This window comes from Anabaena sp. AL09 (assembly GCF_001672255.1).
GTDB classification, from domain to species: domain Bacteria; phylum Cyanobacteriota; class Cyanobacteriia; order Cyanobacteriales; family Nostocaceae; genus Dolichospermum; species Dolichospermum lemmermannii.
This window is the reverse complement of the sequence record NZ_LJOQ01000029.1, coordinates 19,081-27,534: the sequence shown is the minus strand read 5'-3', so window position 1 is coordinate 27,534 and position 8,454 is coordinate 19,081. Positions and strand designations below refer to the sequence as shown.

General features: G+C 35.5%; 2 protein-coding genes. One reads left to right on the top strand and one right to left on the bottom strand.

Annotation, left to right across the window (positions count from 1 at the left end; genetic code table 11):
• Positions 1 to 171 precede the first annotated feature (171 nt).
• The gene (locus AN490_RS05090; RefSeq protein ID WP_300000589.1) at positions 172 to 5,880 is read right to left on the bottom strand and encodes an alpha-2-macroglobulin; all 5,709 of its coding nucleotides are present in this window, start codon (positions 5,878 to 5,880) and stop codon (positions 172 to 174) included.
• A 160-nt stretch (positions 5,881 to 6,040) separates the two neighbouring features.
• Between AN490_RS05090 and pbpC the strand changes: the two genes are divergently transcribed.
• Positions 6,041 to 8,374 (top strand): penicillin-binding protein 1C, encoded by a 2,334-nt coding sequence (gene pbpC / locus AN490_RS05085; RefSeq protein WP_300000587.1) that lies wholly within the window; start codon positions 6,041 to 6,043, stop codon positions 8,372 to 8,374.
• The last annotated feature ends 80 nt before the right edge of the window (positions 8,375 to 8,454 follow it).

Sequence of the window (8,454 nt, the reverse complement as noted above, 5' to 3'; positions counted from 1 at the left end):
AAATCCAGTTCCCTCCCCTTGACAAGGGGAGGGTTAGGGTGGGGTAAAAAATATTTGATACATCAACCATAACTTTTCAAACACCCTCTTAGCAAAATTTACAACTCTATGCCATTGATAGGAGTTGAGGGGTCTTAGATCTTTGCTTTCTTTCTGCCTGCGCTCAAATTATCACTTTTTTTCTGCCAATATTAAAGTAGAATCTGCACTTCGTCCAAATTCTTCTGGTGTATATTGAAGATGAACTTCCGCACCAGGCCAAATAAATGTTCCTGGAGTCACAGAACGAACTAAATAATGTAAACTATAAACTCCCGGTTCGAGATGATTTGCATAGGAAATAATTCGATCTTTATGGATTGTTTTATATCCTAATTGCCAATTATCGGCTTTTGCTTGTAATGCTGGTGTTGCTGTTTGAAAACTATCATCTACAGCTTCAAAACCTGCGGGTAAGGGGTCTTTTATGACTACATGATCTACAGGATGATCTGTAATTATTTCTAACCCAATATCAAAGATTTGTCCAGGTTGTAAAGTTAAAGGTTTATCAAAAGCATACATTCCAGTTTTTTGAATAACTTTCTCTTCATTGACTTTACTAATTTCTCGCGTTACTCGTAAACCGTTAAATCTTCCTGGTTGATTTCCTTGTAACCGATATTTGTAAGCAACTAAATAATGTAATCTGCCTCTTCCAGATTTTTGTAACCATAAATCACGATTACCTTGGGGTAATTTATTCATGGGAACATTTATTTGCAAGTTGGGATTTTGATAGCCATTAAAACGGGTTTCTCCTAATTTCTGATTTGCTAATTTTACCGTAGTCATAAAATTAGGTGGTGTGGGTTGAAGTTGACTATATGCAACTAAAGCTGTGAATGCCTGGGCGTTATTATAACTAGATTCCCATGTGCCATTTATGCGTAAACTAAGAAGACTTTGCAGTAATTTATCAATGATTTCTGGGTTGGTTTTTTGGTCAATAAATAACCGTAAAGCTTGGGCTTGGGTGACAGTATTTGAACTCATCCAACTCCAACTTTGAGGTAAGTTTACAACTGCGGTACGTCCAGTTTCATAAATATTCTTTTGGAATTGCACACGCATAATTTGCGCTTGATTTTGCCATTCAGGAAATTGATATAGATATCTGGCTAATTTGATTTGAGTAACTAGATCAAAATCATCACGTTGTTGATAAATATCTGACAGAAAACTATTGCGTTTATCTCCTAATTGTGCTAAGGCAATTAAAGAATTTAGTTGCAATTGAGATTTACAAAGTTTCTGTTTACAAAAGTCATATTGTCCAGGATTTGCGAGAACATTTTGCAGATAAGTTTTCAGAGTAGAGATGATTTTACTATCAACCAAATCAGGAAAAATTTGATTAGCTTTAACTAAAGATTCTGTTGCATAACTAGAAACCCAAGGATCTGATTTTTGTTGTCCTGGAAATGCTGCAAAACCACCATCTGCTATTTGCAATTTTTGTAATTGTGCAATTGCTAATTTTGCTTGTGCTTGAGGATTAAATTCTGCAAAGGTTTGATTATATTTTTGGGTGAGGGTTTGCAGATTTGCCGCAATTAATAATTGACTTACGGCTGGTTCTGCAAATGGTAAATTATTATTTTCTAAAACTTGTTTTGCAGGCGCTTTAATTTCCGGAATTAAGGTACTGGCTAATTGAATATCTAAACCTCCGGCTTCGCGGCAGGTATTTTTATTAATATTCAGGGGAATTTTTACCTGTTTTTCACTAACACCAGTTTCTACAACTTGTTCAGTAATTTCTAAAGGTTTAATTTCCAAAGGGACAGTAAAAGCATCAGCAATATTATTTAATTGGGTGGTAAATGTGAGTTTACCTTCTCCCACATTACCCGCTATCATGGGGAAGCGATAAGCTTGGGTTGCTGACTCGGCTTTTGGTTGTAATGTGGTGGTTTTGGGATTATTTTCGGCGAAATTGAGAGAACCGCTAAGTTCACCTTTAATAGTCAGATTTCCGGTGTTTGTGGTGGTATTGGTGACGGATAAACCTGCAAAAATGCGATCGCCTGTGCGGGCAAATTGTGGCAGAATAGCATTAGTTATTAATGGCTTTGTGGTGATAAATGTTGCGTCACCATTGCCAAACCGCAAATTTCCATCTGTAGCCACTACCATTATCCGCCAAGTTGTTAAATTATCGGGTAATTTAAAGGTGATTTTGGCTTTACCATTTTCATCACTAATTACCGAACCATTGTAATAAGCTAAAGCTTGAAAATCTTCACGAATCCGAGTATTTGCTAAAGCATTGGAGAAGCCACCACCATAACCCCAACCCTTGGGTAAACTTGCCGATAATGGGGCTAATTTAACATGACGACGATTATCACTAAATCGGGTAGAAATTGGTTGTTCTGCATAGACAGTATCTACCAAATTTGGCGGACGATAACCAGTTAATTGTAACACCGCTTCATTTACCACCATGACAGTAAATTGTCCTGTGGTGGGTTTTCCTTGATCATCTTTTAATTCCAGTTCTACATTTGCTTCTTTTCCCGGTTCTAAAGATTTTTCAACTGGGTTAATTTGTACCTTTAAATATTTATCTGCTAGGTTAACTTTAAAATCTGCAAAACCAATTCGGGCTAAATTTTCTAAATTTCCCAGTTCTATTTGATTAAGTGGTTTACCTTGTCTAACTAACACCACTTGTACTGCTGCATTAGGTAACATTTCTGGCGTAATTGTAAACTGAATTTGGGGCGCACCTCCTTTAATTTTGATAACTTGTTGATAGAGAGGTTTATCTTTAATGACTGCAAAATATAATTCTCCTTCTGGGTAGGGAGATTGAATTAAAGCTGTTGCTGTGTCTCCAGGTTTAAACTCTTTTTTATTTAATTTAACTGACAACTTATCTTTTTCTTCTCCACCCCAAAATACTTGATTTTCTCCTGTCACCCAAATTTGTAAATCTGTGGCTGTAATTTCATCTCTATTATCACTAAAATTAGCGCGAATCCGATATGAACCTGATATGGTAGGTTTCAAATTGACTGTTTGGGGAGTATTCCCAGATGTAATATCTGTTTTCCCAACTGTCTGATATTCAACTTGATTTTGTGGAGTTTTACTACCTTCAACAATTTTAGTAACGCTGCTATATTTCATCTGTTGTAATTCTAGATGTATCCTTTGATTTTCTAGAGGTTTTCCCGTTGGGTCAGTGACAATAAATTCTACAGGAAAATCTTTACCAGCGTCAGCGACAAAATTACTTTTTAAACCAATGATTCTGTCACTGGGTAAAGCAGTAAAAGTTTGGGAATTAGCAACCGATAAATTAGAAACATCACTAATTTGCACGTCTACCCGGTAAGTCATGGGGTAGGGTAAATCTTTAGCTACAGTTAAAGTTTGATTACTTTTCCCATTAGCATCTAATTTAGTGTTAGTTTGTAAGACATCATTAGGAACATTGGGACTTTCTTCCGGCCAAAACCATTGTCTCCCAAAACTAAATTCTTCCCAACCTTTAGGGATAAAATTAGCCTGTTGACGAGTGACAAAATATTTAGCTTCTCCTCCTTCCACTGGGGAACCAAATAAATAATTACCTCCTACTTGCACATCAATTTTGTCATCAATTACTGCATATTTCTTATTTAGCTGTAAATCAACTTTAAAATTTGGTGGTTTAAATTCTGCTACTCGAAACTCTCCAGAAATTTCTTGTCCCTTGTTACCTTTTGCTTTAATAGTATAAAATCCTAAAGGCTGATTTTTGGGAATCGGTAACTCTAAAGAAAATGTACTAAATTCATTAGTTGTTTTTGTGCCTAAATCTGTATTTTTCCCAGTAGTATTGACTAAAGTTAATTGATAAACTGCATTTTTATCTTCCTGAACTTTACCTTTTTCTAAATAATCTGCAAAAGCAGTAAAAGCCGCTTTTTCTCCGGGTTGATATAACTTTCTATCAGAAAAAATTATGCCTCGTGATTCTGGTTTATCAGCTTCCCAACCAGCATCAATTCCATAACCATAAGCACCACTATATTCTTCATTTCTAGTAAATGCCCAATCTTGATTTTCACTAGCAATTACTAATAATTGTGGTAAACTAGATTTTAATTTGGGATAACATTGGATTAATTGATTATTTTCAATAATCAAAATTCCCTTTTCATCAGTTTTTCCAGTTGCACATGGTACAGGTTGAGGACGAGATTTATCAGCTAATTTTGATTGATAAACTTCAATATTTGCCGCTTTAACTGGTGAACCATTACTAAGATAATGAACCCGAATTAAACCGGATTCTGGAAACCATTGAGAAAAGATACCTAAATTGGTTAATTGTACCATTCCATAAGTTGTTGGTTCTCTCCACAATTGTTTACCGTCTTCTTGATATTTATGAGTTCGTGCTTGCACTCCATAAGCTAACATTCCCTGAGTAGTCCCTAATTTTTCTTTGAGGGGAACATTGATAGTTAAGGATTGATTTTGCTTACCATTAATTCTGAAATCTTGCCATTTAGCAGGTTCGGGTAATAAATCATTAGCAGTATTTGTATAAACTAAATCTGTTGGCTTAACAATGCGATAAGCTGCTTGATATTTTGATTCTGGTAAATTAATAGTATCAATATTAATTTGTAGATCTTTATCTGTGGGGAAAATATTTAAATCTGAGGGTACAGAAATATTCCCAGCTATATCACCAGTATCATATTTAATTGTGAGTGGTTTACCTAAAGTTTGTCCAAATTTATCTTTAAGATTTCTCTTAATATTAATTGTATAAGTAGTAGCTGGTTCTAAAGCATAAGGATTAATGCTGACAATTCTATCTTCTCCAAAAATTTGCAGTACACCATCAATATTTTTTGGTGTTGGCTTAATTTTAATATTTTCCTTAACGGAATCTGCTAATAAAAGATTATTAAATTCTAACTGGGGACTACCTTTAATAAATCTGCCATAAGTTCCACCTGAATCTGGTTCTCCATAGGGTTTAATTCCCACAAATTCTAAAGGTGAATAAGTCGCTAATTTACTGACAAATTCTTTTTGACTTGGTAAATTACCATTAGCAGGAAGAATACCAGGAGAAAAAGTTAAACGGTAAGGTGTGGCTTTTTCCAGATTTTGCTGAGGAATCAGATTATAAATCCAATTTTTAGTTGTAGGATCAAATTTTTCTAAAGGATCTAAATTTTCTGGTGTTTCTTCCTTCGCTAATTCCACCTTAAAACCCACACCTTGAGTTTGACCTTCAGGAATTAACTGTAAATGCTTTTGGACAGAATCTAGATCCAATGCTAAATTAGAGGTAAATTGCAACTTTGGTTGTAAATCAATTGGTTCAACTTCCGCTTTTTCCATGGGGTTAACCCCTGGTAAATTAGTAATTTGAATAGATTCAGTATTAAAAGTCCAAGCCAAATCTTGATTTAAGCGATGATTTTTTAAATCAGCTAAACCAGCTTTGAGAGTAACCTTAACTCGCGTCGCTTTCGGTATAGCTTTATCAGCTTGAAAACCTACCATACGCGGAGTTAAAAAGCGAAACTGTCCCGGTAAAGGAGGCCAAATGGCAAATTTAGTTAATAAATTTTGTTGTTGGGGACTATCAAGACTTTCAATAGGAATTACAGCTTCTTTAAAACGGATACGAATTTGCCCCAGAGGTTTTGCATCTCCCACAGGACTGATTTGTTCTATCCAATCTGGTAACTTTGGCGTTATTAAAGACTCAACCATTGGTAATTGTTCATTACTTGATTTAATCCCAACAAAATTACAACCCGTCATTCCGCATACGAGAATAACAATAACCAGGAACTTAAATATTTTTATGATCTTCATATTAAATAAAATGTAAACATCGCATTCCTCTCTTCCTCTGTGTTCTCTGTGCCTCTGTGGTTAGATAAAAAATTCTGTACACAAATCAAATAGGATTGATATATAGATAACTAATCTAGTGTGACAATTCCCAATAAACCATACAATTCTTAACATTGTTATGAATTTACTAACTCATGTCCTCAAAACTCTTACTCTTCGCGCCTCTGCGACTCTGCGTGAAATAAAATCATATAAATTGAAACTAAATAAAATTATTTCCTCCTTCATATTGATATGTTTTTTAGTCCGATTATGCCCCTATGTTGCACCTATTCATAGTGTAGATATTGCCCAGCATCAATTAGCAATGGAGTTTACAGATCGGAATAATTTACCATTAGGAACTGTATTAACCAGTGATCAAGAAAATACATCAGTTGTGAAATTAAATCAAGTTTCACCTCAATTTATCAAAGCAATTTTGGCGGCTGAAGACGGTAGTTTTTATCAACATGGGGCGTTAGATTTAAAAGCGATTTTGCGGGCAATTAAAATAGGAGTAGAAAATAAAAAAATTGTTTCTGGTGCTTCCACAATTACCATGCAATTGGCGAGAATGTTGGATAATTCACCGCGAACAATGACTGCAAAATTAAAAGAGATTTGGTTATCATGGCGATTAGCTGCGGGAATGACAAAAGATGAAATTTTAGCTGCTTATATTAATCGTCTCCCCATGGGCGGAAATATTTATGGGGTGGAAGCTGCGGCGCGAATTTACTTTGCTATTCCTGCAAGTGATTTAAACTTAGCACAAGCTTCTATTTTAGCAGCAATTCCTAATAATCCCACTTATTTTAATCCTTATCAACATCAAAAAAGATTACAGCAACGACAGAAATATGTTTTAAGTAGAATGGTACAGGAAAAATATATTTCTGATGCAGAAGTAGAACTTATATATCAAGAGAAAATAATATTTAACCCTCAGCAACAGGGAATTATTGCTGCACCACATTTTTTATTTTGGTTAGCAACAAAAAACAATAGACATAATATAGAATCATCACCTATTCGCACGACAATAAATCGCCCTTTACAGCAATTTGTGGAAGCACAAGTACAACAAGTAATTTCTTCTTTAAAGGCGAATAATGTCCATGATGCAGCAGCTGTGATAATTGACAACTCCTCTGGGGAGATTTTAAGTTATGTCGGTTCGCCTGATTATTTTAATGATGTGAAATTAGGGCGAAATGATGGAGTCCAAGCTTTGCGTCAACCAGGTTCTACCTTGAAGCCATTTGTGTATGAATTAGCTTTAGAAAAAGGCGTAATTAGTCCTCATACTATTTTGCCAGATGTTCCTACTCATTATGCAATTCCGGGAGCAAAATTATATAGTCCGACAGATTATACTAACAGCTTTCTTGGTCCTGTCAGAGTCAGAGTTGCTTTGGCGAATTCTTTAAATGTACCTGCGGTAAAGGTATTAGAAAAGGTGGGTGTAGAAACTTTTTTAAATCGGCTGCATGAATTGGGTTTTGCACATCTAAATCAAGATGCTGAATATTATGGTTTAGGGTTGACTTTGGGCAGTGGTGAGGTGAATTTATGGGAACTGGCTAGGGCCTATTTAACTATGGCTAATATGGGGAAAATCATACCATTGGTAACTACATTAAATAGTTCTCCAATTGCCAATTCTCAATCTTTAGTTTCCCATAATTGGCAATTAATTATTGATATGTTAAGCGATCGCTATGCCAGATCCACAGCTTTTGGTGTAGACTCAGTGTTAAATTTGCCCTTTCCCGTCGCTGTCAAAACTGGTACATCTTCAAACTATCGTGATACCTGGACTGTAGGCTTTAGCAGTGATTATACTGTGGCTACGTGGGTAGGTAATTTCAACGGTGAACCCATGCGTCAAGTTTCCGGTGTCACAGGGGCTGCACCTTTGTGGAATAGAATCATGTTACATCTGCACGAACATCAAGCCCCCGCTGATTTTCCACCTCCAGCAGACATGATAAAATTGCCTATCTGCGCCACCACAGGGTTAAAACCTACACCTAGCTGTACTTCAGTAGTTCAGGAATATTTCTCTGTCAAAGATAAAATTGCCTATCAAAAATCTACGGATTTCCATTTATCACCTGTGTATGATCAATGGTTAGCAAAACAACCACAATTGAATTTTAATTCTGATAATTTCCGCATTATCTCTCCTCGTAATGGGGATTTATTTCTGCTGTATCCAGGTGGAGACGGACAGCAAAAATTAGAATTTAAAGCTAGTGGAACATTAAATCAGTCCATAGACTGGTGGCTAAATGATAAACATTTATCTACACAATCAAGTAATGGGATATTTTGGCATTTACGCCCTGGTAATTGGCAGTTAGAAGCTAGAACTGGCAACCTACACGACCAAATAAACTTTCAAGTAAAGTTAGGAAATATCCAACCTAAAAAACAAGGTTTTTCTGTAGCAAATCCCACTAAATAATAGAATATTAGAGATTGATGAATTTTGCATAATCACCTCAATCTTTTATCCGGGAGTTGATAAATCAAAGTTGATAATGT

What these genes read in the sequence shown, in the direction of transcription:
- AN490_RS05090 (WP_300000589.1), bottom strand. Translation starts at nt 5,880, where the DNA reads ATGAAGATCATAAAAATATTTAAGTTCCTGGTTATTGTTATTCTCGTA.
- pbpC (WP_300000587.1), top strand. Translation starts at nt 6,041, where the DNA reads ATGAATTTACTAACTCATGTCCTCAAAACTCTTACTCTTCGCGCCTCT.